Raw genomic sequence first — 23734 nt, 5'->3', positions numbered from 1 at the left:
TCCACAAAGACCTGAAGGCCCGCGCCGGCGCCTGACGCTTCAGCCTATCCCGCCTGCGGCCCACGCCGGATGCTTACACATCGCCCAACGGGTAAACGACAAAGCCCTGGCTGCGCGACCGCATCGGGAAGGTCTGCAATTGGCGCATCGGCGACCTGAAGCCTCGCTACCGATTCTCGCCTAGCGGGATCCCGAGCTTTGAATATTTGCGGGCGCGGAGGCGGGGTCCGGCGCCGATTTCGGCCGAGTGGGAGAGCCGGCGGCCAGTGATCGCCGCCCCATTTGTCGTGGATCTCAGGAGGTGTGCGATAAACTGTGCAATCGTTTTTCCATCAAGACGGAACGCGATTTGATCGTCTGCCCTACAAAGGGTTTAACTTCTCCTGTCAGGCAGAAACCCATCTTCATCCAAAAACCGATGACCGGATTGCTCTCTACCACGGCCAATCGCATTGTTCTTGCCTCGAGGCTGTGGAGGGCGATACGTTCTCCTTCCCGAAAAATCGCTCCCCCAACGCCCAGTCCTTGCGCGGTTTCTCGAACTGCCAGAAGGCCAATGAACGCCGTCCCGGGCGAGGGATAACCGTCGACGATATCCAGAAGCCCGACAGCCGCCGTTCCGCGCTTTGCCAAAAACGCATATTTGTGGCGCGGCTCGAATCCGAGCGGGAGGGCAGTCAAGAAGTCATGGGCCGCATTACGGCGTTTCGAGACGCCGTCGACGCGCAGAGAGTAGTTGGTCAGATCATCGAATACCTCATCTATCTCGCGCAGATCGCCCGAAGTGACTGGCGAAAGAGATACAGCGATTTCGTCTCGCATAACTTCTCCGGCATTTTTGTCGCGCGACACTCCCGTAGGAGCGACGCTCGTTTTCCTGACTTTCGCAACGTCGCAGAGTAGAGAGTCTTGCGACGACCGCAATGACCGCGGCGGCCGTCAGCGATGCCTCGGAGCAGCATCGCTGACGACATGTTGAGCTTGGTCCTTTGCAGAAGGCAGAGCCCATCGCAGCGCATCTGGCAGGGTAACGCTCCAGGCTGTGAAATCGTGCCCTCCGTCGAATTCGACAAAATGAGGTTGGTAGCCGTGTCGGAGCAGCGCGTCGCGAAATTTCTTCACCGCTTCGATCTGGGAGATTGTCTGCAAAACGCCCTCTTTGTGCAGAACGTTGTCCTGTGTCTCTTGCTGACCCACATCCAAATAGAATTCGGTTTTTGGCTTGGGATCCAGTTTCTCGAAATAGTCGATAATCCAGCAATCGTTTGACCAGAACGAGCCGGACTGGGCGATCACCTTCGTGAATCTGGAGGGATTGATCATCGAAACATAAGCCGCGGCCAAGCCGGTATAGCTGAGACCGACGATCACGCGCTCCTGGGCTTCGAGCGCACAGGGATAGGCGCTTTCCAGCCAGGGAAATAATTCTTCTTCGATGAACTGAGAGAACGGAAAATAGCAGGGGCACTCCACCCACCGAGAGGCGGCGCTTTCCATTGAGACAAAGACAAAAAGCGATCGATCAATGTCGCTCTCAGCGTCGAGGGCGTCGATGATCGAGGTCGCGCCAACACGGTCTCGGTAAAGTTCCGCATCCAGAAACACCGTCACGTTCGTGGCCCTATGCTCCGGCTCACGCACCCACACCGCCCGCTCATTCGCGAGATGGGCGCTCTTCAAGTTGTGCTGCGTCTCTTTCACTTTTTGCCCAACTTGGCGTTAGCGGACACTGATGTCAGCATTCCTATCTGAGACGGCCCTGAGATCCGGAACTCTGGCGGTCGCTCGCTTCGGGTGAAAGCGGACGCTGCTCCTCCAGCGCCCTGATCATCTCCACCCGAGTCGCATGTCGGCCACCCTCGAATTCCGCGGTCAGGAACGCATCCACGATATCGAGCACGAGCCCTTCGCCCACGACGCGCACGCCAATCGACAGCATGTTCGCATCGTTGTGCTGGCGGATCATGCGGGCTGAGAATGTGTCGACGCAGACGCCGCAACGGATGCCTTTCACTTTATTCGCCGCCATCATGATGCCCTGTCCGGTTCCGCAGAGGATGATGCCGAACCGGCAATCGCCGGAGGCGACCAGCCGCGCCGCTGCTTCGCCGTGCTCGGGATAGTGTGAGCTCTCCGCCGTTGTCGGTCCGATGTCGACCGCCACCCAGCCATGTGACGCGATATGAGCCGCAATTGCCTGTCGGAGCCGAATGGCGGTGTGGTCGCTGGAGAGAACGATGCGGTTGGCGGCTGTCATGGAGAAGACGTCCCGAATTCCGAGGCAATTTAGCGTTTTGCAGAAACAGCGCGCCAGAAACGCCACAATGGGGCGGGCTCGCGAATTTCGACGGCGCGGAGCGAATCGAGAGGCTTGCATTGTTCGTCGATTTAATTAGGTAAGTCGATAGGCAAAATATTTTTTATGATTTGGCGGCGATCGAGATTTCGTCATGCGTTTTCACGCTCCTACCTTCGACGTTCTCTCCCTCCGGCTGTCGCCGCGGGCGCTCGCCATAGTGGTCTCAGGACCAGCCGACGCGCGAAGTGGCCAGGAAGGCCAAAGGAAAGCTGATCCCATTCCGGCGCTCGCCCTTTCGACGACATAGACGCCGAGCTCCATATTCGAAAGACAGCCATGAACGATTACACGAAGAACATCCTCATCGCGGCGGGACTGTCGATGCTGGTGATCGCCGGCTGGGATTATCTCTATGCGTTTCCCAAACTCGCCCAGCAGCAGAAACAGGCGCAGTCCGCGCAGGAGAGCGATCGCGCACAGTCTGCGCCAATAGTGCAGGCCGCTCGGCAGACGGGAGCGGCGCCCCGGCGGATGCAGCCCGAGGGCGCCCCGGCGCTACCCGCGATCAAGACGCGCGCCGACGCGCTCGCCGAGAGCGAGCGCGTGACAATCGACACGCCATCGATCGTCGGCTCCATCTCGCTGAAGGGCGGCCGCATCGACGATGTTTCGCTGAAGAACTATCACGAGAGCGTCGACCCCGAGAGCCCCATCATCGTGCTGCTCTCACCCGAGAGTTCACCGCATCCCTATTATGCCGAGTCGGGCTTTCTGACCGCAGAGACAGAGGGCGCGCCCATCCTGCCCACCGGCGAGACGCCGTGGACCGCCGACCGCCGGTCGCTCGCCGTCGGCCAGCCGGTGACGCTCACCTATGACAACGGCCATGGGCTCGTCTTCCGGCGCAAGGTGTCTGTGGACGAGCGATATATGTTCGCCGTCGTGGACAGCGTTGAAAATCATGGCGAGAAGCCGGTGACGCTCTTCCCATATCTGCGCGTGACACGCCTCGGCGCGCTGGAGAGCGCCGGTTACGCCGCGGTTCACGAGGGCTTCGTGGGCGTCGTGGGCGAGGCCGGCCTCCAGGAGATCAAATTCGACAAGATCGAGAAAGAGCCGCGTGGCGTCAAAACGGCGAAGGGCGCGGGCGGCTGGCTCGGCTTTACCGAAAAATATTGGGCCGCCGTTCTCGTCCCGGAGCAGGACAAGGCGATAGAGGCGCGGTTCTCGGCGGCCGGCAATGGCCCGATCAAGGCCTACCAGGCCGATACGGTCGCGGCGCCGCTCACCGTCGCCTCGGGCGCCACCGGCACGGTCTCCTCGCGAATCTTCGCCGGCGCCAAGGTCGTGGACACTCTCGACGCGTACAAGGCGCAAGGCGTCGAACGGTTCGACCTGCTGATCGACTGGGGCTGGTTCTACTATCTGACGCGCCCGATGTTCAGCCTCTTGGACAGCCTGTTCCATGTTCTCGGCAATTTCGGCCTGGCGATTCTCGTCGTCACCGTGCTCGTGAAGATCGCCTTCCTACCGATCGCCAACAAGAGCTATCAGGCGATCGCCAAAATGAAGGAGATACAGCCGAAGATCGCAGAGCTGAAAGCGAAGCACGGCGATGACAAGCAGACGCTGAGTCGCGAGCAGATGGAATTGTTCCGCCGCGAGAAGGTAAATCCGGCCGGGGGCTGTCTCCCCGCGCTGCTGCAAATTCCGGTGTGGTATTCCCTCTACAAGGTGCTGGTTACGACCATCGAGATGCGCCATGCGCCGTTCTATGGCTGGATCAAGGACCTGTCGGCGCCCGATCCGACCAACATTTTCAACCTATTCGGCCTCATTCCGGTCGAACCGACGCAGTTTCCTGTCGTCGGGCCGTATTTATGGCTCGGCGTGCTGCCGCTCGTCATGGGCGTCTCCATGTGGGCGACCATGAAAATGAATCCCGAACCGGCCGACGAGATTCAGCGCATGGCCTTCGGCTGGATGCCGGTGATCTTCACCTTTTCGATGGGCGGCTTCGCCTCCGGCCTGGTGATCTATTGGACCTGGAACAATGTGCTCTCGGTCGCTCAGCAATGGTACATCATGCGCCGAGCAGGCGTGAAATTCGAGCTGTGGGACAATCTAAAGAAGAGCTTCAAGTTCAAGACCGCCTGACGCGCCGCCCCTACGCTCCATGGCGAGTGCTGGATGGGTCGAGACGCCGGTACAATGCCTTCGATAGGAAGGGATCTGATCATCATGTATGCAGCGCTGATCTTCGACTGCGACGGCGTTCTCGTCGATAGCGAAGTTCTCGCATTGGAAGTCGAATTGGCGGCTCTGGCCGAGCATGGCCTTATCTATGAATCTGGCGACTTCATGCGCCGTTTCATGGGAATGCCGGACCCTGCGTTCTTTGCGGCGCTCTGCGCCGACAGCGTAGATCGACGAGGCAAGCCGCTGCCGGCCAATTTTCCCCAGTTGCACGCCGATCGGTACAGCGCCGCATTGCGGGAACGACTCACTGAGGTCGCCGGGGCGGCTCGGACCGTGAGCGAATGCACGATCAAAAAGGCGGTCGCGAGCTCCAGCAAGACCGCCATGCTTCGCTTCAAATTGGAGAAGGTCGGATTGTGGGAGACGTTTGCTCCGCATGTCTACTCCGGCGATTTGGTGGAACGAGGAAAGCCGGCTCCGGACCTTTTCCTATATGCCGCTCGCGAGTTGGAGGCAAAGCCCTCGAACTGCGTGGTGATCGAGGATAGCGTCAATGGCGTTCTTGCCGGTCGAGCGGCAGGCATGACCGTCTGGGGGTTCGTTGGCGGCGGACACTGCTCTGAGACCAGCGGCGCTGAATTGAGAGCGGCCGGCGCCGAGCGGATAATTCGAGACTGGGCGGACTTCAAAGTCACCTTTGCGCAAGCCCGTCTCTAGGAGTGAGCTATGGGCGCCGTTTTGGTTTCGGGAGGCACGGGCTTTGTCGGCGCCGGCGTTGTGCGCACGCTTCTTCGGGACGGCCATCATGTGACGGTCCTCAATCGTGGTTCGCATCTCGTCGCCGACACGCGCCAACTCACAGCGGACCGAAATCGTAGCGGCGATATTTGTCGCGTCCTGAAAGGCCAGCGCTTCGATGCGGTCGTGGATACGAACGCCTACACCGGCGTGCAGGCGCAACTTCTCATCGAAGCGCTGGCTGTTCGCACAGATCGCATCGTCGTAATTTCGAGCGGCGCGGTTTACAGCGACAATGCGGCTCAGCCGCCCGGCGAGGATCAGCCTGCCGAGGGAGCGAGCGTATGGGGGCCTTACGGACTCGGGAAGGTCGGTGTGGAGACCGCCTATCGCGCGGCGGCAGACCGGTTTGCTCACTGCGCGATCGTCCGGCCGCCGTACATTTTCGGACCAGGCAACAGCTCCGATCGCGAAACCTGGTTCTGGACGCGTCAATTGGCGGGTCGACCCGTCCTGCTGCCCGGGAATGGCGAAACACGCGCCCAATTTGTGCACAATGACGATCTCGCCGCCGCGGTGATCCTATTGGCCAGTGGCGATCGGGTCGGCTTCGACGTGTTCAATGTCGCTCATCCTGACATGCTCAGCTTCGCGGAGCTTGCGGCGCTGCTGGGTGAGATCGCTGGCGTCGATCAAAGAACCATTTGCCTCGATTCGAAAGCGGACGACATGCCGCCGCGCGCATGGTTTCCATTTCGGGATTTCCCTTGCCTTATGGACCCGACACGAATTTTACCTGAAACGAGCTGGGGTCCAAAGGCGGGGCTGCGTGAGCGCTTCGCAGAGACTTTGGCCCATTACTCGCCGACGCGCTTGTGGCTGCCTACTCGCCGACGGACGCTGAAGCGCGGCTGCTGACGAAGGTTTCCGCCGATGCCGATTGAAAGTCTTTCAGATAACTCATGGCCCAATGGCCAGCAACGCTGTCATTATGGGGAAGAACGGGCCATGCACTATCCGTATTGCCGAGGGGCTTGCACGACGACTTCGATGCGGCCGCCAGTTATTTGAGCGAGCGCTGCGTCTACGACTCCCCTAAAGGACCCGTAAAGGGACGCGAGTCGATCATCGATGCTTATCGCGCCGCTTCGGCCTGGGCCCATGCGACATTCGACGAAGTCGCGTATGAATCGCAGGTTGAGCAATCCGCTATCAGTGACACGGAAACCGTCGCCGTCATCTATACCGATCGCATTCGCGAGGGCGAACTCTGGCACACACACAAATGTAGGCAGCTTCTCACGTTGGACCCCGAGTCTAGCAAAATCGTTGCTATTTCGTATCAAACCCTCGAAGGAGAGGGCGAACGTTTGAACGAGTTTTTCGTCGCCTCTAGAGTCGTGACGCCTACAGATAGCGAGGTCGTCCATGATCGGATCAGTTCACATAAGGCATGCGCTGCGAACCGACGTCCGTGAAATAGCCCGCGTTCATGTGGACGCGGTTCGTGTCGCTTACAGAAACATCTACGCAGACGAGCACCTCAAAACTCTGTCCGCGGATCGAATGGCCGATAATTGGCTTCATGAGGAGAAAGGCCATCTGGTGCATTCGGAATATGTCGTCTTTGTAGCACTTATAGACGACAAAATTATAGGGTTTGCTGACATCGGGCCCACCGCATTCAAAGCAGTCGCAGAATTGTATGCGATATATCTCGACTCGGCCTATATCGGAAAAGGCGTCGGGAGCTCCCTGTTTCGAAAATGCATAGAGAGCGCGAAGCAGCGCGGCTTTCAAGCGATGAAATTGACTGTTTTAAGCGCAAATTACGTGGCCCGCGTTTTTTATGAGCGTATGCAAGGTCACGCATTGCCTGAAACGGAAATTGAGATCGTCACGGGTGGAACACGCGCCAAAATCATTACCTATGCGTGGCCCGATTTATCCGTCGTTCGTAATGAAGGACGAGGGCAGAACCATCGAGTTTTGTGACAACCCGGGGCTGAGGCGGTCGGTCAAATTCGTGGTCGAGTCCTTCTTGGGCGCCTCACGGACATTCGACCCGCGCCACCAGCTCGCTTCCCCCTCCCCCGAGATACGCCGCCATTGCGAACAAAACAAGAATTATGGTTCAGTCTCCGAGTCCGCTCACCCTGCCGATTCGCCCATGACCGCCATCGCCTATCTCGAAAAGCTCAACGCCGAACAACGTCGCGCCGTCGAGCACGGGCTTGCTGACGGCTCGTCGGCTTCCGCCGGCGGCCCGCTGCTCATCATCGCGGGCGCCGGCTCCGGCAAGACCAACACGCTCGCCCATCGCGTCGCGCATCTCATCGTCCGAGGCGCGGATCCACAGCGCATGTTGCTGATGACCTTCTCCCGCCGCGCCGCCGCCGAGATGACGCGGCGGGTCGAGCGCATCTGCGCCGAGGCGCTGGGCGCCAAGGGCGGCGGCGATGTCCTCGCCTGGGCCGGCACGTTTCACGCGATCGGCGCGAGGCTGCTGCGCGAATACGCCGGCGTCATCGGGCTCGATCCCGCCTTCACCATCCATGATCGCGAAGACTCCGCCGATCTGATGAATCTCATCCGCCACGAGCTCGGCTTCTCCAAGAGCGAGAGCCGCTTCCCCACAAAGGGAACGTGCCTTGCGATCTACTCCCGCGCCGTGAACGCCAAAATCCCGCTCGAGCAGGCGCTGCTCGGCGCCTTCCCCTGGTGCGCGCGCTGGCACGAGGAGCTGCGCCGCTTGTTCGCCGCCTATGTCGAGGCGAAGCAGGCGCAGAATGTGCTCGATTACGATGATCTCCTGCTCTACTGGGCGCAGATGATGCAGGACGAAGCCCTCGCCGAGGAGATCGGCGGCCGCTTCGATCACATTCTCGTCGACGAATATCAGGACACCAATCGCCTCCAGGCCTCCATCCTGCTCGCCTTGAAGCCGAAGGGCCAGGGGCTCACCGTCGTCGGCGACGACGCGCAATCCATCTATTCCTTCCGCGCCGCCACTGTGCGCAACATTTTGGAGTTTCCGAAGAGCTTCACGCCGCCGGCGGAAGTCGTCACGCTCGACCGCAATTATCGCTCGACCGAGCCGATCCTCGCCGCGGCCAACGCCGTCATCTCGCTCGCCGCCGAGCGCTACGCCAAGAACCTCTGGACAGAGCGTCGCTCCACCGAGCGGCCGCAGCTCGTCACCGTGCGCGACGAGAGCGATCAGGCGCGCTTCGTCGCCGAGCGCGTGCTAGAGGCCCGCGAAGGCGGCATGACGCTGAAGCAGCAGGCGGCGCTGTTCCGCGCCTCGCATCACAGCGCCATGTTGGAGCTGGAGCTCGCGCGTCGAAACATTCCCTTCGTGAAATTCGGCGGGCTGAAGTTCCTCGACAGCGCCCATGTGAAGGATGTTCTCGCTCTGCTGCGCTTCGCGCAGAACCCGCGCGATCGCGTCGCCGGTTTTCGCATTCTGCAAATTCTGCCCGGCGTCGGCCCCTCATCCGCGCAGAAGATTCTCGATTTCCTCATCGAGCGCCCGGACCCGCTCGCCTGTCTCGCCGACGCGCCGACGCCGCCGCGCGCCGGGGAAGAGTGGCGCGGCCTCGTCGCAACGCTGCAAACGCTGCACGCGAGAGAGGGCTGGCCGGCGGAAATGGAGGCGGTGCGCCGCTGGTATGAGCCGCATCTCGAGCGGCTGCACGAGGACGCGCCGAGTCGCCTCGCCGATCTCGTGCAGCTCGAGCAGATCGCCGCCTGCTATCCCTCGCGCGAGCGCTTCCTCACCGAGCTGACGCTCGACCCGCCGGACGCGACCAGCGACGAGGCGGGCCCGCCTCTGCGCGACGAGGATTATCTCATCCTCTCGACGATCCATTCGGCCAAGGGGCAGGAGTGGAAGTCGGTCTTCGTGCTGAACGCCGTCGACGGCTGCATCCCTTCCGATCTCGCGACGGGCACGGCGGCGGAGATAGAGGAGGAGCGCCGGCTGCTCTATGTCGCGATGAGGCGCGCGAAGGACAGCCTGCGCCTGGTGACGCCGCAGCGATTTTTCACCCATGGCCAGCCGGCGCAGGGTGACCGGCATGTCTACGCCGCGCGCACGCGATTCATTTCGACGGAGATGCTGCGGTATTTTAATTGCGTGAGCTGGCCGGCCGTGGCGGCCGCGGGCGAGCGTCTCGCCGGGGGTGGGCTGCGGGTCGATGTGCGGGCGAAGATGCGGGGGATGTGGGGATAGCAAAGGGAAGGTTTCTATGCAATTCGGCCTCCTTTTTTATTCTCGGAAATTGAATTAGATTATTGGGTCGTGAGGCTGCTGGCAGTTAGCTGTCGGGGGAAATCTTGCCTTAATGCGCTCGATCACAGCCGAGCCATATTTGTCGACCAACCGCTCAAGAAACTCAGGCTCAATCGCGTTGACGAAGGCTAGAAGGCCAGAAAGATGCGCGGTTTCATGGCCATTGAGCTGCCCGAGCGCGTAATGGTGCAACGCGGCGCGGATATCTCTTTTCCGATCCCGTCCCAGTGACACCTTTCCATTATCAGCGAGGACCAAGCCAGTTACGACTCGCCGGTACTTTCTTGTCGCAAGGACCGTTTTATCCTCATTCAGACGCAAGTGCGGCGAGGCGACTTCCCGAACAATGCGTCTGAGCATGCGCTCTATGCCAATAAGATTATGAGCTCGCTTCGCGGAAAACGTCAGGTCATCAGCGTAGCGGGTGTACTTGACTTTCTCCTTGGCAACGGCTTCGGTAACGCGCTGGTCGAACTCTCTCATCAGGATGTTTGAAAGATGGGGCGATGACGGCGCACCAATTGCGAGGCGCATTACTGAGCCGTATTTCGTTCGCCGGAACAATAAGTTTGCGCTCAGACATATATCGTCTATGTCCTTGAACACCGAATGCCGGCGGCAATACGCCGCCCAGTCGTCGGCTTTAATCGAGGGGAAGAAGTCGGCGAAGTCGAACTTGAGGATTGCTCCACCACCGGCATGAACAGCAGCGTTATCTCTTATCGACCGGCCCTCCCGGTAAGCCATTGCCGCGTCATGAACGGGGAGTCGGGACAGTATCTCTTCAACAAGGATCCTCTGGAGGAATTTAACTTCTCGCGCCGGCTGCGATATGATTCTTTCGCCACCGCGCCTTTTAGGTATCGAATATGTCTTGTAGCGGGACGGCGCTGTTGCGATGATCGTTCGAACGTCGCGTTCGCTAAGACCCGAAGCGGCCACGAGTGCCTGAACCACGTCAGACACGTTGCGTTCCTTTAGCTGCTTGCAGGATTGCGGCAAACCTTAGCTTGTCTTTCTCCTTCCAATGTTCTCTGATCACTGCTCGACGTCGCATTTTGCTTGTATCCTTGGCTCCTTCTTTTACAGGCAACGTCGCCGCGTCTACGCCCTTTGCTATACTGCTTGCAGTCTGCACGTAGTAGTCATTCGTTCCCTTCGAAACAGTTGTGAGCCAGTCAACAGCAGCCGCGCAACATAGATACCCACGAATCTGGTCATCGCTCTTCTCGGCCCCTAGAACCTTCAGCAGCCATGATATCTCCCGCAGAGTGAGCGCTCCATATTCCTGTACCAGTCCTACAATTAGTTTTATCACATGCCCCGCTCGACGAGGGTCGAAGGTGGTCGGCTCTCGGGCTGTATTGACCCGGCTTTCCAGAGGCCCCTCCAACATTTCCACTAGCTTTTTCTTGTCCACTTTTGCGGCGGATTTTCCTTCCAGGCCAACGTCGTGGTCTGCAATTACATGGATCGCCTCGCGACCGACTTCGCGCTCGATGCGCCGAAGTGGTCCGAGTTTTACGAATGACGGCTCATTCCAGTGCTCTTCTCTGATCACGACGAACAAGCGCTTCATGATCTCGTCGATCACGGAAAAAGCTCCGAGTTCGGCGAGGCTGCCGGCACTTTCGCAAAAAATGATGATTAGCTCAACGATCTGAGCGAGATCCGTCTCGAATATGAGTATGTCGTCGTAGCTTTTATGGAAATCATATTGCTTCGTGATGTCCTCCGCCTGGATCAATTCCCGATCCCTCAAGGGCTTTGGAGGAAGCGCTTTGAGGAAAGCGTCCCTAAGAGATTTCGGGACAGGGTCTCCAATATCGCCGTATTCCCCGCCGCACAACAACACGACGTCGAACGGCTCCTTCACGTGGATTCGTTCGGCGTCGATTTCTTCGACGAAAGGCAACAAGTGCTTACCTTTAAGGACTCGGAAGACGGCTTTGCGCCATCGAGCGGAGCGGTCCCACGGACGATGGCGCAAAGCCGTCTTCCGAGGCCGCAAGTGAGGACAATAAAGTTAGACCTAGCGAAGCGCCGGGCCACGTGCCTGACGGCACGTTACGCGTAAGCATAAACTAAGCTATTTCGTAACCATCAGCCTGTCAATCGCGCCTTCCGGGGATTACGCCGTCGGCCAACAATGCAGCAGGATGGAAACCAAAACGAACTCCGAATCCAAAGGCACTTGACGACGTCGTAGCAACATTCGCCGTCTTTGATCATGCGTCCCTCCCGCGCGCTTTCGGGCCGCGGCCGCGGCGTCCGGAGGCCGTGACGAGCGCCGCGATATCGTCGCCGGTGAGAAATCTCCGCGCGAGCAGCGCCTCGGCGATCCGCTCGACGTCGGCGCGCCGCCTGCGCGTCAGGGCGAGCGATTGCGCATAGAGACGGGAGAGGTCCGCCTCGACGATGTCGCGCAGATCGCGGTCATAGGCGAGCGATCCGGCCGCATCGCTTCGATGCAGCAGCGTTGCCCCCAGTCCATGCGCGGCGTGGCCCTCGGCGAGCGCGCGCGTCGCCACTGCGAGATCCGCCACCGCGCCGGTCGACGCCGCGCCGAGAATAGCTTCTTCGGCGGCCCGCCCCGCGAGCAGGATCATGACGCCGGCGTCGAGATCGGCCCTGGTCGGGAATTCAGGTCGTCGCCCGGCGGCGCGCGTTTCCCCTCCGGATGCGCCGCGCGGGATGATCGAGGCCGATGCGATCTGCATTCCGGCCTCCCGATAGGCGACGCAGTGCCCCGCCTCATGGACGGCGGCGACGCGGCGATCCGCCGGGGTCCGATCGTCCGGCGGCGCGATGATGCGCAGCAAATCGTCTAGCGTCGGCGGACGCCCGGCGTCACGGGCGAGCCACAATACGTCGTCGGCCCATTGCGCGGCCTGCGCGGGAGTGGCTCCAGGCGCGAGGCTCGCCGCCGGGACGAGATCAACGTCGGTGAGCGCGGTCCCGAGGTGATGGCGCAGCACGGCAGCGAGGCCTAGCGCGTCGGGCGGCCCGATCTCAATCAGCCGTCCGATGCGCCCCGGTCGCAGCAATGCGGGATCGATTTTCTCGGGGTGATTGGTCGCCGCGCAGACGACGAGTCCGTCCCGCTCGGAGTCGGGGCCGCCGGAAAGCGCGAGCAGGACGGCGTCGAGCAGCGGCGCCCACCAGCTCAGCCGGTCGGCGTCGAGTTTCGCGCGATCAGGAAGTCCGTCGATCTCGTCAATGAAAAAAAGCGCCGGGCGCGCCGCGCGCGCGGCGTCCCACGATCGCATGAAGGCGGTCACGACGTCGTTGAGCCCCGTGGTGTTGCGAAACCACTCGCTGGGGCTGGTGGCGATGAAATTCAGCCCGCAGGATTTCGCGACGGCGCTCGCGAAGAGAGTCTTCCCCGTGCCGGGCGGCCCGTGGAACAGAGCCGAGCAGTCCTTGGGCCACGCCGTGCCGGCGCGGTGGGCGGCGACGGCCGCGGCGAGGGACAGGCCCCAACGCATCGCGCCGGCGGGAACCCACGGAAGATCCTGCAAAGACGGGCCGTCGCCCGTCCGGTCGACGGCCTTGCGCTTCGCGACGGCGGCGAGCCGGTCGACGACGTCGCGCGCCGCCGCGCCCGAGCGGAAACAGGCCACGATCTCATGGAAGTTGAGCGTCGAGACGTCGGGGAGCGCGTCAGGAATGCGTCCGCTCGCGCTTTTCCGCAGCAGCGACCGCAGGACTTTGGCGTCGGGAGCGCGGACGTGGACGTCTGCATCGGCGACGGCGATGAGCGTCGAAGGCAGGAACCTTTTCGGATCCTGAGAGACGCCGACGACGGATCGCCCACGCGCGAGGTCGGCGGCGACGGCGTCATTGCCGCGGGCGGGATCGTGGTCGCGGCGGTAGGAACCGTCCCGCGCGAGCGAGACGGTCCGCATCGCATCCTTCCGGGCGGCGCGCGCCAGAGCGTCGCACCAGTCGGCGCCGGGGGCCTGAACGACCGCGGCGATCGTGTCGCCGCAACGGATCCGCCGGCGCAGATCGGCCGGCAGGGCTGCCCGCAGGCAGGCCAAGGCCAGCGCGTCGGCGACGCCGGCCGATCCGACCGCGTCGTCGTCATCGTCGGGGCGGTCGAAGAGGTCGTCGTCGTTTCCCTTTACGTGCGAGAGCTTTCTCATTGGTCCCTCCCGCACGCGGCGCCGCCGGGACGACCGAGGCGATAGAAGCGGCCCGCCGTGCGCGCCCAGCCGGCTTCGTCGTCGAGCGCGAACAGATCGGAGGTGATGATGCTGCGATCACCGAGCACGGGATGACCGGCAACCGCTCCCGCGAGAGCGGGCGTCCTGCGCCCAATGACAACCCAATGGTCCAAGATGGGCGCCTCGGCGAGATCGCTTTCCGCAGGAACACCATCCGCGAGGATACGGGCGATATCATCCGACAGGGCGCGCGTTCTTCGAATGATCTGCTTCGGATCGTCGCCCAGAAAGATTGCACTACGCATTATGAAACCTCCATGCTCGAAAGGACTCACCGTCGTGGCGTCCGGCTCATCGACCACGAGCGATCGGCATTCGACGCCATCGTCTCTGCCGTAGAATCATGCGGGGGCGGCGACGATGTGCGGAACGCGATGCGCACGTCTTCTGAAACGCAGTCGCCATGCGCCAGCTATCCGCGATGAGATCGGAATCGGCGGATCGCCGGCGCCGCAGACCGAAAATGACGATCTCGCGAGCGGCCGCGTCCCCGCGGAGCGCATGAAGCAGCGTGAGGCTCATCGCCGCGTCGACGTCTGCGATCGAGGCGCCCTGGTCCCGAGCGATACGAATGGCGCCACCGACTGCGGCAGCCACCCTGTCGCGACAGGAGTCGCAAAGGTCCGCGCCGTCGAAGAGGCGCGCGAGATCTCGCGTCAGCTCATGCGCTTGGGCGCTCGTGAAGGCGAGAGCAGAGACAGCGCGCCACCGGGTGAAAGAAGGCGGCGACGCGCAATGGGTTTCAGCAATATTGCAAGGCTTCATGGCGCAACTCTCCTGATCGCGCCCATCGGGGGCGCGTCGAATCTCGACATGTCGGAATCCACTCGGCGGGTCGGAGTTTGCCTGGTCCTCGAATGAGCGCCCGAAGTCGCGATCTTCGGCTGCCGACGAAGAATCGGCGCGGCTAGACCACATGGCTTGGTGATGCGCAGACGCAACCGAGGCGCGTGCGGCCGCGTCGCCGCGGCCGCACGCGATAGAATTGCGGGGTTGCGTCAGGCTCGGAAAGCGGAGCGCGCGTCGAGGCGGATCTCTTCCCACGCGCGCGTCACGCTGCGCGGGCTGCCCAACACGAGCTTGCCGGCGTCGTCGAGCGACCGGACGGGGACGTCTCTCGACAGAACACGGACGTCCGGCCGGCCGTGCACCGGTTCGAGCGCACGGTCGCGAGCGAGCTCCTCGCGGACGCGAATGTCGCGCGGCCGCGCCGACGGCTGCGCCTGGGCGCGGATTTCCGATCCGGCGAGAACAGCCCAACGCCCGCCCGCTTCGGCGACGGCGGCTCTATAGCCCATGTCTCTCAGGATCCAGACGCGGCCCGCATCGAAGGGCGTCACGAATCCGTCGAGGTCGTCCGACTCAATGGCGCGCTCGGAGTCGTGGACGGTCCTCTCCTCGAGGAGATCGACGCCCGCCACCGAGAGATAGAGACGCGCTCGCTCGAACAACGGCAGCGCGGCCTGGAAAGCCGTCCTCGACGGAGGATTGGCGTCCACGCCAGACATGACGTCGCAGCGTCCGGCGGCGACGAGATGGCTGTGCAAAAAATACTGCAACGCGTGAGCGATCCGCTTGTCCACCGCAGGGCCATAGATGATGGCCGCGCGCGTGCACCAAGCGAATTCGCGGTCCCGCATGTGATGAGCGAGACGATTGCGCACATCGAGCGTCTCGCCCGCACGCGCCATGACGACATCCGCCCAATCGTCGTTGAGGAGAAGATAGGCGGCAGGCGTGCGGAGCGGCAGAGCGCGAAGGTGGAAAGGGAGCTGTTCGCGAGCGCTGACGACCACAAAAAGACCCGCGGCATCGCATCCGGTGATCGCCGGACTGGCATGTCGCGTCGGCGACGGATCGGATGCGGTCTGAACGCAGATCGGGTCCAAACGACCGAGGTGTTTGGGCCCTCGCGTCGCGCAGAGATCGAAGCGCAGGCGGCAGGCGTTCTGGATGGATTCCGCTTGGTGCGGAGACGTGATAGTCCCTTTGTTAGCCATATGGTGATCTCCCTAGGATCATCGTTTGGTCAGGCCGCTGTGGAGGGGCCCTAATCCCTCCATGGCGGCCGCTTTTCGACTGGGATAGCCGCGACCAATCGACGAGATATGGATGCGGTTCAGGTTCCGCAAGGTCGAATTCGGCAAATTTTTAGAAGAAAAATATATAGTTAACGCAACTATCCTGCCAAGATCGGGCTTTTTAGCCGAATACGAGCAATGTTCTATTTATCCTCTAAGCTCTTATGCTGTGAACGACAGCATTCCCGCCGCGCGCCGCTCCGTCAGCCGAACCGCGAGCCGCGCCCTGTGTGACGCATTCGAGCAGATCGGCTACGATGATGGCGCCGGGGACGGATTCGTCTGCGCCACAAAGGCGTGCCGGGTTCGACCCGACTCCCAAATCTGAGATTTTTCCTCATGCGATTCTGTTTTCTTCATGCGGCCGACCTCCATATCGACAGCCCGCTCGCCGGTCTCGGCGTCAAGGACCCTGCCGTCGCGGCGCGTTTCGCCCAAGCGGGGCGGCGCGCCGTCGAGGCGCTGATCGACGAGGCGATCTCAGCCGACGCGGCTTTCGTCTTGATCTCCGGCGATATTTTCGACGGCGATTGGAAGGATGTGACCACCGGCCTCTTCTTCGCGCGCGCGCTCGGCCGGCTCGACCGCAAGGGAATTCCAACCTTCATCGTCAAGGGCAATCACGACGCCGACAGCCTCATGTCGAAGTCCCTGCCCTATCCGCCGAGCGTGCGAATCTTCTCCTCGTCACGCGCCGAGACGCTGCTCGACGAGCAGCGACGCGTCGCTCTGCATGGCCGCAGCTTCGGCACGCGTCTCGTCGACGGAGCCTTCGTCGCGAGCTATCCCGAGCGGCGCGAGGGCTGGCTCAACATCGGCGTTCTGCATACGGCGCTCGACGGCTCGCGCGGCCACACCGCCTATGCGCCCTGCACGGTCGAGGATCTCGCGCGCTTCGGCTATGATTATTGGGCGCTCGGCCATGTCCATGCGTCGGAGATCGTCGCGCGCGATCCATGGATCGTCTATCCCGGCAATATTCAGGGGCGGAGCGTCAAAGAGACGGGCGCGAAGGGCGCGATGCGGATCACCGTCGACGACGGACGCATCGTCGAGGCGACGCCGGTCTCGCTCGACGCCGCCCGCTGGGCGCATGAGCACGTCGAGATCGACGATTGCGTCGACGAGGCCGCAGCGCTCGCCCGCATAGAGGCGCGCCTCGGCGCCATCCATGCGCAAGCCGAGGCGCGGCCGCTCGCCGCCCGCATCCGCCTCGTCGGCGCGACGCCGCTGCACGAGCGCCTCGTCGCGGGGCGCGAGACGCTGGAGCAGGAATCGCGCGCGCTCGGCTTCCGCCTCGCCGAGGATTGCTGGGTCGAAAGGCTGGAGATCGCGACGCGCCCGCCAGCCCGCGCGCGAGCGCCCGCCGCGCCGGACGCGCTCGACCTCGAGACGCTGCTGCGCGAGGCCGCCGCCGATCCCGGCTTCGAGGCGACGCTGGCCGAGCTGGCCGAGCTTGTGAGCGACAAGCTGCCGCGCGGCCTGCGCGCCGAATTTCCGGCCGATCCGGCGGCGCTGGCGCGGCTCGCCGAGACTGCCCGCGATCTTCTGCTTGGCGCGCTCGATCAGGAGGACGCCGCGTGAGGATCGAGGAGCTGCGTTTCGAGCGCTATGGCGCCTTCACCGATCGCGCGCTGACCTTTCGGCCCGACGCGCGGCTGCATATCGTTCTCGGCGCCAATGAGGCGGGCAAGACCTCGGCGCTCGCCGGCATAGGCGATCTTCTGTTCGGCTTCGGCAAGCGCACCGCCTATGATTTTCTTCATGAGAGCCGGACGCTGCGGATCGGCGCGCGTCTGCGTCTCGTCGACGGCGCGGCGCTGAGCTTCCGGCGCCGCAAGGGCGACAAGAACACGCTTCTCGACGAGGCCGACAAGCCGCTCGACGACGAGCTGCTGGCGCCGCTACTGGGCGCCGCGACGCGCGAGAGCTTCTTCGCCGAATTCGGCCTCACCGCCCGCGCGCTGCGCGACGGCGGCCAGGAATTGCTGAAGGCCGGCGGGCGGCTGGCGGAGACGCTCGCGGCCTCCTCCGCTCAGCTTTCCGCCCTGTCGCGGCTGCGCGCCCGGCTCGATGCGGAGGCGGAAGCGCTGTTCGGAGCGCGCCGCGCCTCCTCGAAGGAGTTTTATATCGCCGCCGCTCGCTTCGACAATGCGGAGAAGCTCCTGCGCGACGCCATCGTCACCGCCGACGCTCTGAAGGCCGCCGACGAGGCGGTCGAGGAGGCGCGGCGCAAATGCGACGCGCTGCGCGGCGCGCATGAGGAAATCGGCCGCGCCCTCGCCCTTCGTCGGCGCGCGACGCGCACTCGGCCGCGCCTGTCACGCCTCGCCGGGTCGAGCGAGGAATTGGCGGATTTCGCCGACCTCCCCCCGGTCGCCGCCGAAGAGACGGCGCGCTGGCGCACGGCCTGGAAGGACGCCGAAACGCTCGACGAGAAGCTCGCCGGCTACGCCGCCGACGACGCCGAGGATCGGGCGACGATCGCCGCCCTCGCCGTGGACGAAACGCTGCTAGCGCAAGACGCCGAAGCGCAGAAGCTGCGCGAGCGGCTCGGCGCCGTGCGCAAGGCGCAGTCCGATCTGCCCAAGCGCCAAGGCGAGCAGCGCATCGCCGGCGACGCGCTGACCGAAACCGCGCGCCGGCTCGGCTTCGCCTCCTTCGAGCAGCTCCTCGCGCGCATGCCGACCGATCCCGCCCTGGCCGCCGCGCGCGAGGCCGTCGATGAACGCCGGCACGCCGAGGAGCGCTGCGCCGATGCGCTGGGCGAACTGGAACTGGCGCGTCAGAAGCAGCGGGAGCTGGAAGGCGCCGAGGAGAACGGAGCCTATGTCGCCGATCCAGAGCCGTTCTCGCGGCGTCTCGAGGCCTTCGCCGAAGTGGCCGGCGACGCCGATCGGCTGCGGCGCGACCGCGCGCAGGACGCGCTCGAGGAGGCGCGCATCGCGGAAGATGCGGCGCGGCTCGATCCGCCGGCGAATGCGCTGGACGAGCTGGCGCGCCGCCCGCTGCCGGACGAGGGCGCGATAGAGGCGGCGCGCGCCATCGACGCCGACATTGCCGAGAAAGAGAAGCGCTCGGCCGCCGATATGGCTGCGGCGCGCGCGACGCTCGCCGAAATCGAAGGCGAGATCGAGCGGCATTCGCGCGCCGGGGCGGCCGCGACAAGAGAGGATTTGCTCGCGGCTCGCGCCCGCCGCGACGCCGCCGGCGCGGCGCTCGAAGCGTCTCTCGACGGCGCGCCGTCCGAGCGGCGCGAGAATTTCGTCAGACTACGCGCCGAGACGCGCGAAATCGACACCGTCACCGATGTTCTCCTCTCCGACGCCGACCGCGCCTCTCGTCTCGAGACCGCGCGCGAGCGGCTCGCGCACGAGCAGAGCAAGCTCGCCAAGCTGCTCGACGCGCAGGCGGCGCTCGACGAGCGAAAATCAGCGGCCCAAGCCGCCTGGATAGAATTGTGGAGCCGCAGCGGCGTCGTCCCGCGCGCGCCCGCGGCGATGGCGCATTGGATGACGCAAATCGGCGAATTGACGGAGCGACGGCGGCGTCTTTCGGATCGCGGATGCGAGGCGGCGGCGATCGAGGGCAAGCTCGCGGCGCATCGCGGCGCATTGGCGCGGCTCGTTCTGGACCTCGGCGGCGTCGACGATCCGTCCATGCCGATCGAGTTGCTGCACAAGGATGCGTCGAGCCGACTCGCCCGCCTGCAACGAATCTGGACCGGGGCGCGCGAACGCGCCATACGCCGGCAGCATGCGCAGGAGGATGTCGAGCGACGCGAAGCCGCGAAATCGCGCGCGCTCGAGACACTCGAGGCGGCGCGCTCGCAATGGCCGACGCGGATGAGCGCGATCGGCCTCGCCGCCGATGCGACGATCGCCGAGGCCGAGGCGGCGCTGGCGATCTGGCGCGACGTGCCCGTGCAAAAGAAGGACTTCGAGGAATTGAGCCGCCGCATCTCCCGGATGGAGGAGGATATGGCGGCTTTCGCCGCCGACGTCGCTCGCCTCATCGCGGCGACGGCGCCGGACATCGATAGCAGCGTGCCACTGGCGGCTCTCGACGCCGTCATCGCGCGTCTCGAAACGGCGCGCAAGATGCAAAGCCAACGCGACGCGCTGACGGCGGCGATCGACAAACGCGCGGTCGCGCGCGCCTCGCTGATGACGCAGAAGGCGAGGATCGACACGATTCTGGAGCGGGCGCGCCTCGCGCTCGGCCTCGGCTCTCCCGCCTCCCTCGCAGCCGCGCTGCCGCGTCTCGAGCGGCGGCAAGAAGTGGTGAAAGAGATCGAATTCATTCGCCGCGATCTCGTCGAGATCGGCGATGGCTACAACGAAGAGACGCTGCGCGCCGAGCAGGACGGTCTCGACGCCGATCTGCTGCCGACGGAGATCGAGCGCCTGAGCGTCGATCAAAGCCAGCTCCTCGCCGATATAGAAGCGGCCGCCAAGCTTCGGCACGAGGCGGAGACGGCGCGCGAGCGACTGGCCGCAGGACGGGACGCCGAAGCCGCCGCGCATGAGAAAGCCGAGGCCGGCGCGGAACTGCTGAGCGTCGCGGAGCGCTGGATCACGCGCGCCGCCGCCGCCCGCCTCGCCGCGCGGGCCATAGAGCGCCATCGCGCCGCGGTGCAGGACCCGCTGATCCTGCGCGCCTCCGCTTTGTTCGCGCTGGCGACGGCCGGCGCCTTCAAAGGGCTCTGCGTCGATTATGACGAGGGCGACGCTCCGACCTTGGCGGGACTCCGCCCTGACGGCGTGCGCGTGCCGGTCGCCGGAATGAGCGAAGGCGCGCGCGACCAATTGTTCTTGTCGCTGCGCCTCGCCCTGCTCGAGCTGCGCGACGCGCAGCCCCTGCCCTTCGTCGGCGACGATCTTCTCGCGAGCTTCGACGAAGCGCGCGTCGCCTGCGCGCTCGGCCTGCTCGCCGAATTCGGTCGCGCACGCCAGGCGATCCTCTTCACCCATCACCGCCATGTCGCCGATATAGCGAGAGACACGCTGCGGGACGCGGCGGATGTGCTCATGCTGTAGTGGGTGTCCAGAGTCGTGATAATCACGTGAAATCCCGCAGGAATTCCGAGCCCGGCGTAACGCCGCTGATCAGCAGCCGGTCCCGCGCGCGCGTCGCGGCGACATAGAGCAGTTGTCGTTCTGTCTCATAAACATCCTCGAGCTCGACCTCGTCGGCGACCGAGTCGATGCGGGATTGCAGCGGAAGGATTTCGTCGTCGCAGGCCATCACCGCCACGGCCTTGAACTCGAGCCCCTTGGCGAGATGCATCACGCCGATCGAGATGCGCTCGCCCGGATCGTCGCCGCGCTCGGACAGCTCCATCGGCTCGCGGCCAGCCGCCGCGACGGAAGCCCGCGCCCGCGAAAGCTCCTCGGTCCTGCGCGTGAAGACGCCGATCTCGCTCGCATCGACGCCGCTGGCGAGAGCTTCCATCAGGAAGGCGGCGACCGCGTCGATCTCTGCGGCTGCGTCGGGCGCAACGAGCACGCGCGGCTCGACGCCGTTGAAGACCGAGACCGTGCCGCCGCGCGCTTCGGCCACGCCGTCGACGTCGTGAATCTCTTTCGGCAAGAGCCGATCCGCGGCGCGACGGATTTGATGCGAGGTGCGATAATTCACCTTCAGGCAGGACGAGCGCCCGCGAATGTCGACGCCGAGCGCGCCCCAGGAGAAGGGCTGCTGAAAGATGCGCTGACCGAGATCGCCCGCGAAGAACAGGCCGTTCTCGCCCGCGCTCGCCACGGCGGCGACGAAGCGCAGCTCCGGAACGCCGAGATCCTGCGCCTCGTCGACGACGACATGGGTGAAGGGCTTTTCCGTCCGCTCCGCATAATGCCGCGTCACCGCGGAAAACACGCCCGGCCAAGTGTGGAAACCGCGCGTCTCGAGGCTCTCCCGCGCCGCCGCGAAGATCGGCCATAGACGCTCGCGCTGCTTGGAGCCGAGCCGGTTCTTACGGCCGAGACGCGGAACCGCGAGATAGGCGGCGCAATCCTCGACCTGCCAGGCGTCGACGACATGCGTCCATTCCGAGCGCAGGAAATTCAGATTGACCGACCCCTCGGCCGCTGCGGCCTTCTCCAGAGCGCGAGCGAGCCGGTCCGGTGCCGCGACATGGGGGCGATGGCCATGCGCCAGCTCGAAAAGCTCGGAGGCGATGATCGGAAGCGAGGCGACTCTGATGCGCGACAGCAGCCCGGCGTCGGCGCCGGCGAGCAGCCGGACCTTGCGCTCGAGCGCGGCGGCGAGCGGATCGGAGAAAGTCGCCAGCAGCACGCGGGCATGGACCGAAGCGCGCGCCAGCCGCACGGCGCGATGCACGGCGACGACGCTCTTGCCCGTGCCGGCCGAGCCGGCGACGCGCGCCGGGCCGGAATAGTTCCGCTCGACGAGATCTCGCTGCGACGGGTGCAGGAACACCGCCCATTTGTCCCAAGGCGCATCGAGCGCCTGCGCCAGCTCCTCGATATTCTCCACGACGCGGAACCGCCGCAGCGCGTCCGGATGGGCGTAAGGATCGGCGGGCGCGGGCGCGGGGCGCGCCAGCAGGCCGGTCGTCGCATATTGCAGCAGCGCCTCGGCGGCCTCGGCCGGCAGGCGCGGCGCCAGCTCGAGAAAGCCGTCCTCGCTCGCCGCGCGAATGTCGGCGAGCCAATCCGCCGGCGCGCCGATCGAGAGCAGCTCATCGTCCGACAATCTCGAAAAGGACGACGGCGTGCCGGCGCTCTCGCGCGGCGCAAAGAGCGGCAGCTCCTCGACGCGCTCGCGCACCTCGACGATCTGCACGGCGCCGGTCTTGGGATGCGCCTCGATCCGCCGCCGCTCGGCCCAGGCATAGGCCTTGTCGTGATGATCGACATAGGCGAGCAGCATGCTCGCTTCGGTCTTGTGGACGATGATGCGAATGTCGCGATTGACGCGCACGGACCAGAAATTCCGGTCCTTGGAATTCTCGATGCGATGAAGTTGCAGGCCGGGGTTTTGGGGATTGGTCTGGAGGTCGAAGGCCGAGGTCTTCACGGCTTTTTGATCTGGCGCGGGGAGCCGCGCCAGGGAGTCGGTGAAGGTGTCGGCGATGCGGAATTCCATTCTGCGTCCAATTCCCAGGCATATTAATTACTAAACGATCTATCGCGCGTCATTGGATGACGCCATCGATCTCCGCCGTATCGCCGTGCAAATAGTAGAAGTCCGCCGGCTTCTTTTCCTTTGCACGTCTTTCGAGGTCATCAAGGCTGATTTTATTGCCTGATGCCGCAATCAAATTTTCTGCCTCTTTCAATTCGGCAATAAAATTCGGATCGTCATATTGACTTGCGCGGGCCATTTCAACATTCGCGCTTCCCGGCCCACCGACAAGAGCGTCGTTCTTATATTTGAAGATACAATTCCCTCCGCAGGGCTTACCCGGGATCAATTCGACCCACTTTGGTCCGCCGAGATATACAGCGTAATACATCAACTTTGCTTTTGCTATATCCAAGCCGCTTTCGACCAGAGCGTCATAGAAAACCCTGTGCGTCTGTCGCCACGGACGAACATGCCGATCACAATAGTGATCATGAATTACCGCCGCTTTTAAGAACTGCTTTTCGAAAGGCTGGCCAACGAAAGGCTGCGCCCAGGGCGGTATCGAGGCGCCATCTGTCTTGTCTCCTGTTTTGGTCAGCCACTCCAAACCGTTCGGATCTTTGTAACGGAAGTCGGACTTGATGATGCAAAGACCAGTCTTTTCGCAGCCGGCGGGGGTAAACGCCAGTTCGCCGATGAACTCCGCCTGCGCTGAAGCCGAAAGTAATGACGCGACCATAGCGACAAATATCAGATACCTCTTCATGAAAACCTCCCAGTGCAGGATAAGAGATTTCGATAC

General features: G+C 63.6%; 20 protein-coding genes. 10 read left to right on the top strand and 10 right to left on the bottom strand.

From position 1 onward, the window contains the following. Positions 1-294 precede the first annotated feature (294 nt). The 3 genes from Mspo_RS03660 to rpiB form a co-directional block, all read right to left on the bottom strand. Positions 295-822: a GNAT family N-acetyltransferase gene (locus Mspo_RS03660; RefSeq protein WP_159726920.1), complete on the bottom strand. Its 528-nt coding sequence runs from the start codon at positions 820-822 to the stop codon at positions 295-297. Positions 823-939: 117 nt separating this feature from the next. Continuing rightward, the gene (locus tag Mspo_RS03655) at positions 940-1680 is read right to left on the bottom strand and encodes an esterase family protein (RefSeq protein WP_210252806.1); all 741 of its coding nucleotides are present in this window, start codon (positions 1678-1680) and stop codon (positions 940-942) included. Positions 1681-1744: 64 nt separating this feature from the next. Next, the gene (gene rpiB / locus Mspo_RS03650) at positions 1745-2257 is read right to left on the bottom strand and encodes a ribose 5-phosphate isomerase B (RefSeq protein WP_159726916.1); all 513 of its coding nucleotides are present in this window, start codon (positions 2255-2257) and stop codon (positions 1745-1747) included. A 378-nt stretch (positions 2258-2635) separates the two neighbouring features. Here rpiB and yidC point away from each other — a divergent pair, with 378 nt between their 5' ends. The 6 genes from yidC to Mspo_RS03620 all read left to right on the top strand — a co-directional run bounded on the left by yidC (position 2636) and on the right by Mspo_RS03620 (position 9470). Next, positions 2636-4456, top strand: a complete 1821-nt coding sequence (gene yidC, locus Mspo_RS03645; RefSeq protein ID WP_159726914.1) for a membrane protein insertase YidC — start codon at positions 2636-2638, stop codon at positions 4454-4456. A gap of 84 nt (positions 4457-4540) precedes the next feature. Next, positions 4541-5215 carry an HAD family phosphatase gene (locus Mspo_RS03640; RefSeq protein ID WP_201281613.1) on the top strand — a complete coding sequence of 225 codons (675 nt, stop codon included), beginning with the start codon at positions 4541-4543 and terminating at the stop codon, positions 5213-5215. Positions 5216-5224: 9 nt separating this feature from the next. Further along, positions 5225-6154 carry an NAD-dependent epimerase/dehydratase family protein gene (locus Mspo_RS03635; protein WP_159726912.1) on the top strand — a complete coding sequence of 310 codons (930 nt, stop codon included), beginning with the start codon at positions 5225-5227 and terminating at the stop codon, positions 6152-6154. Positions 6155-6270: 116 nt separating this feature from the next. Beyond that, the gene (locus tag Mspo_RS03630; protein ID WP_159726910.1) at positions 6271-6714 is read left to right on the top strand and encodes a nuclear transport factor 2 family protein; all 444 of its coding nucleotides are present in this window, start codon (positions 6271-6273) and stop codon (positions 6712-6714) included. After that, positions 6665-7231 (top strand): GNAT family N-acetyltransferase, encoded by a 567-nt coding sequence (locus Mspo_RS03625; protein WP_159726908.1) that lies wholly within the window; start codon positions 6665-6667, stop codon positions 7229-7231. Before Mspo_RS03630 ends, Mspo_RS03625 begins: the two co-directional genes overlap by 50 nt. A gap of 175 nt (positions 7232-7406) precedes the next feature. Continuing rightward, complete coding sequence (locus Mspo_RS03620; RefSeq protein WP_159726906.1) at positions 7407-9470, top strand: ATP-dependent helicase; 2064 nt, start codon at positions 7407-7409, stop codon at positions 9468-9470. 54 nt (positions 9471-9524) lie between these two features. On the opposite strand, the gene Mspo_RS03615 is transcribed toward Mspo_RS03620, so the two are convergent. The 4 genes from Mspo_RS03615 to Mspo_RS03600 all read right to left on the bottom strand — a co-directional run bounded on the left by Mspo_RS03615 (position 9525) and on the right by Mspo_RS03600 (position 14061). Further along, positions 9525-10496, bottom strand: a complete 972-nt coding sequence (locus Mspo_RS03615) for a retron St85 family RNA-directed DNA polymerase (protein ID WP_159726904.1) — start codon at positions 10494-10496, stop codon at positions 9525-9527. Beyond that, positions 10489-11406, bottom strand: coding sequence for a retron St85 family effector protein (locus tag Mspo_RS03610; RefSeq protein ID WP_159726902.1), 918 nt, complete (start codon positions 11404-11406; stop codon positions 10489-10491). Before Mspo_RS03610 ends, Mspo_RS03615 begins: the two co-directional genes overlap by 8 nt. A 352-nt stretch (positions 11407-11758) precedes the next feature. Further along, positions 11759-13678: an AAA family ATPase gene (locus tag Mspo_RS03605; protein WP_159726900.1), complete on the bottom strand. Its 1920-nt coding sequence runs from the start codon at positions 13676-13678 to the stop codon at positions 11759-11761. Further along, positions 13675-14061, bottom strand: coding sequence for a DUF6634 family protein (locus tag Mspo_RS03600; protein ID WP_159726898.1), 387 nt, complete (start codon positions 14059-14061; stop codon positions 13675-13677). The genes Mspo_RS03605 and Mspo_RS03600 overlap by 4 nt, the downstream gene beginning before the upstream one ends. A gap of 199 nt (positions 14062-14260) precedes the next feature. Between Mspo_RS03600 and Mspo_RS03595 the strand changes: the two genes are divergently transcribed. Then, positions 14261-14620 (top strand): hypothetical protein, encoded by a 360-nt coding sequence (locus tag Mspo_RS03595; protein ID WP_159726896.1) that lies wholly within the window; start codon positions 14261-14263, stop codon positions 14618-14620. A gap of 137 nt (positions 14621-14757) precedes the next feature. Here Mspo_RS03595 and Mspo_RS03590 read toward each other — a convergent pair whose 3' ends face one another. Beyond that, entirely contained in the window at positions 14758-15555 is a 798-nt protein-coding gene (locus Mspo_RS03590; protein WP_159726894.1) for a hypothetical protein, read from the bottom strand. Between the two features lie 316 nt (positions 15556-15871). On the opposite strand from Mspo_RS03590, the gene Mspo_RS03585 reads away from it, so the two are divergent. From Mspo_RS03585 to Mspo_RS03575, 3 genes are read left to right on the top strand one after another with little or no spacing between them, the layout of a single operon-like run. Beyond that, on the top strand, positions 15872-16168 hold the full coding sequence (locus tag Mspo_RS03585; RefSeq protein ID WP_159726892.1) for a hypothetical protein: 297 nt from the start codon (positions 15872-15874) through the stop codon (positions 16166-16168). Between the two features lie 11 nt (positions 16169-16179). Then, positions 16180-17424, top strand: a complete 1245-nt coding sequence (locus tag Mspo_RS03580; RefSeq protein ID WP_159726890.1) for a DNA repair exonuclease — start codon at positions 16180-16182, stop codon at positions 17422-17424. After that, entirely contained in the window at positions 17421-20879 is a 3459-nt protein-coding gene (locus Mspo_RS03575; protein WP_159726888.1) for a YhaN family protein, read from the top strand. Before Mspo_RS03580 ends, Mspo_RS03575 begins: the two co-directional genes overlap by 4 nt. 22 nt (positions 20880-20901) lie before the next feature. On the opposite strand, the gene Mspo_RS03570 is transcribed toward Mspo_RS03575, so the two are convergent. Next, positions 20902-22950: a 3'-5' exonuclease gene (locus Mspo_RS03570; RefSeq protein WP_159726886.1), complete on the bottom strand. Its 2049-nt coding sequence runs from the start codon at positions 22948-22950 to the stop codon at positions 20902-20904. A gap of 49 nt (positions 22951-22999) precedes the next feature. Beyond that, on the bottom strand, positions 23000-23698 hold the full coding sequence (locus Mspo_RS03565) for a DUF1353 domain-containing protein (RefSeq protein WP_159726884.1): 699 nt from the start codon (positions 23696-23698) through the stop codon (positions 23000-23002). Positions 23699-23734 lie beyond the last annotated feature (36 nt).

Origin of the sequence: Methylosinus sp. Ce-a6, from assembly GCF_009811655.1 — a bacterium.
In the GTDB taxonomy this organism is placed as follows: Bacteria; Pseudomonadota; Alphaproteobacteria; order Rhizobiales; family Beijerinckiaceae; genus Methylosinus.
The sequence above is the reverse complement of the archived record's forward strand: the minus strand, read 5'-3'. Positions and strand labels throughout refer to the sequence as shown.

Bases quoted from the DNA above. Each gene is read 5' to 3' on its own strand.
- Mspo_RS03660 (WP_159726920.1), bottom strand. From the start codon at position 822: ATGCGAGACGAAATCGCTGTATCTCTTTCGCCAGTCACTTCGGGCGAT.
- rpiB (WP_159726916.1), bottom strand. From the start codon at position 2,257: ATGACAGCCGCCAACCGCATCGTTCTCTCCAGCGACCACACCGCCATT.
- yidC (WP_159726914.1), top strand. From the start codon at position 2,636: ATGAACGATTACACGAAGAACATCCTCATCGCGGCGGGACTGTCGATG.
- Mspo_RS03640 (WP_201281613.1), top strand. From the start codon at position 4,541: ATGTATGCAGCGCTGATCTTCGACTGCGACGGCGTTCTCGTCGATAGC.
- Mspo_RS03635 (WP_159726912.1), top strand. From the start codon at position 5,225: ATGGGCGCCGTTTTGGTTTCGGGAGGCACGGGCTTTGTCGGCGCCGGC.
- Mspo_RS03625 (WP_159726908.1), top strand. From the start codon at position 6,665: ATGATCGGATCAGTTCACATAAGGCATGCGCTGCGAACCGACGTCCGT.
- Mspo_RS03620 (WP_159726906.1), top strand. From the start codon at position 7,407: ATGACCGCCATCGCCTATCTCGAAAAGCTCAACGCCGAACAACGTCGC.
- Mspo_RS03605 (WP_159726900.1), bottom strand. From the start codon at position 13,678: ATGAGAAAGCTCTCGCACGTAAAGGGAAACGACGACGACCTCTTCGAC.
- Mspo_RS03595 (WP_159726896.1), top strand. From the start codon at position 14,261: ATGAAGCAGCGTGAGGCTCATCGCCGCGTCGACGTCTGCGATCGAGGC.
- Mspo_RS03585 (WP_159726892.1), top strand. From the start codon at position 15,872: ATGCGGTTCAGGTTCCGCAAGGTCGAATTCGGCAAATTTTTAGAAGAA.
- Mspo_RS03580 (WP_159726890.1), top strand. From the start codon at position 16,180: ATGCGATTCTGTTTTCTTCATGCGGCCGACCTCCATATCGACAGCCCG.
- Mspo_RS03570 (WP_159726886.1), bottom strand. From the start codon at position 22,950: ATGGAATTCCGCATCGCCGACACCTTCACCGACTCCCTGGCGCGGCTC.
- Mspo_RS03565 (WP_159726884.1), bottom strand. From the start codon at position 23,698: ATGAAGAGGTATCTGATATTTGTCGCTATGGTCGCGTCATTACTTTCG.